This window comes from Candidatus Enterococcus wittei (genome assembly GCF_002140175.1).
Classification (GTDB): domain Bacteria; phylum Bacillota; class Bacilli; order Lactobacillales; family Enterococcaceae; genus Enterococcus_B; species Enterococcus_B wittei.
On the sequence record NZ_NGMO01000001.1, the window covers coordinates 297,566 to 299,299 of the forward strand.

Consider the following 1,734-nt stretch of genomic DNA (forward strand, 5'->3'; position numbering starts at 1 on the left):
ATTCTTGTGTAGTCACAGGGTATGATGACCAACTAATCTACGTCAACGATCCATATGGAACAAAAAATCGTGAAGTTCCTATTGATGAATTTGAACAAATTTTTACAGCGATGGGCGGTCAAATGTTGACGCTAAAAGAGAACTAGTAATCTGTTACAAAATAGCTTATACTCAGGTTAAGACAGAACAAAAAGGAGCAATGACTAATGGAACGATTTATCCATAAAAAAGCTGATCCCAATGAAATCCCAATTATTTTTGTTCGAGATATGAACGGAAACATCCAAAAAAAAGTTTCAGTCAATGAATGGAATAATCAATATAGCCCAGCTTCTCTCGATCTGCTAGAAATCAAACTATACCGTCAAGCTCTAACTTATTACTCTGAACAGAATTACGAAAAAGCGATTGATTTATTAAAATTTTTGATTCAACAAACCGGCTATACTCATTTTGAGTATATTGAACGCTTGGCGACTATTTATCGCAAGATAGAGGAACCGACAAAAGAGTACCAATTACTTGCTTCTGTACTTGCTTCAGCGGAATTGATTGGTATCCCAACTGGATTGATCCGCAAAATGGAACGCCGCATCAATCAATTAAAAACAAGCTTTTAATCAGCCCATTATCCTTCTTCCCAAAAAGTTGAGAGGACCTGCTTCGTCAGCAAACAAGTAGCTTTTCTTCATACTATCAATGCTTTTTTAACCTCATCTATCAGGTAGTAGACAATCAAATGTTTCATCTGATAAATGAATAAAACCGTCTGCAAAACAGCATTCTATGTTTTGTAGGCGGTATTTTTGTTGCATAAAATGGCGTATCTAATTGATACTATTTAAGTAATGATTCTTAATATTATTAACTTTGTTAACTATAATGAGTTTTTTATAAAATATAATTGCCTGTGAATAATTACTGAATTATTTTTTTTGCTTCTCGAGGTACGTCACTAGCAGGAACCTCTTCATATGATTCTACAAATGCGCCTTTATTTTTAAGCTTTAGATAGTGTCCTTTTTTCAAGACAGAAAGTCCCTTGAATTCAATCATTCGTTCCTTTCCTTTAGCATCTACTGCTTTTTGGATATAGTTGGCAGTACCGAATGAATTTACATCATCTGGTTCTTTCGTTTTCACATAGACTTCCCCTTTAGTTACCAACGGATTCAATTGATCGATCACGCCAGGCAAGTCGCCATACATACCTTGCGTGTAGAATTTCAATCCAACTAAGGCAAATCCACAAAATAAACTTATTCCAACTAAAACTTTTATCACCTTCATTTTTCTTTCCCCTCTTTCTACTTTCAGTGTATCAGGAAACGATTTTCTGCTCATCCGTCTATAGGTGTACTTTTCTCTCGGACTTAAGCACAGACGATAGAGATACAAATAATGAAGGCATCTGATAAAATAAAGTTAAAGAAAGGAAGTGTGTCAACATGAAGGATGAAGAATTACTAAAAAAAATCAAAGATCTTGTAGCTAAGGGGAATTTTGAAGAAGCAAAAGTATTTTTCAATCAGCATAAAGAACAATTAGGTCCATATAAAGAAAAGGCACAAAAATTTTTAAAAGATAAAAACATCCAAGACTATACTGAAAAATTAAAGAATTTATTCAAATAGCTGCAACATTGAATTGTAACAAACACAAATCCCCAATTTTAAAAAAATCAATTTTATTAAGGAATCGTTTATGAAAAAAGCCGAAGACTCTGAAAATAGT

At 33.4% G+C, this 1,734-nt stretch carries 4 protein-coding genes; 3 read left to right on the forward strand and 1 reads right to left on the reverse strand.

From position 1 onward, the window contains the following. A partial coding sequence (locus A5844_RS14470) for a C39 family peptidase (protein WP_502489075.1) occupies window positions 1-146 on the forward strand: 146 nt, incomplete at its 5' end. A 60-nt stretch (window positions 147-206) separates the two neighbouring features. Next, window positions 207-620: a hypothetical protein gene (locus A5844_RS01060; RefSeq protein ID WP_086283223.1), complete on the forward strand. Its 414-nt coding sequence runs from the start codon at window positions 207-209 to the stop codon at window positions 618-620. A gap of 298 nt (window positions 621-918) precedes the next feature. Here the strand turns inward: A5844_RS01060 and A5844_RS01065 are convergent, their stop codons facing one another. Then, a complete protein-coding gene (locus tag A5844_RS01065; RefSeq protein WP_086283224.1) occupies window positions 919-1,290 on the reverse strand; it encodes a YxeA family protein in 372 nt (123 codons plus the stop codon). Window positions 1,291-1,448: 158 nt separating this feature from the next. Here A5844_RS01065 and A5844_RS01070 point away from each other — a divergent pair, with 158 nt between their 5' ends. Further along, entirely contained in the window at window positions 1,449-1,634 is a 186-nt protein-coding gene (locus A5844_RS01070; RefSeq protein WP_086283225.1) for a hypothetical protein, read from the forward strand. Window positions 1,635-1,734 lie beyond the last annotated feature (100 nt).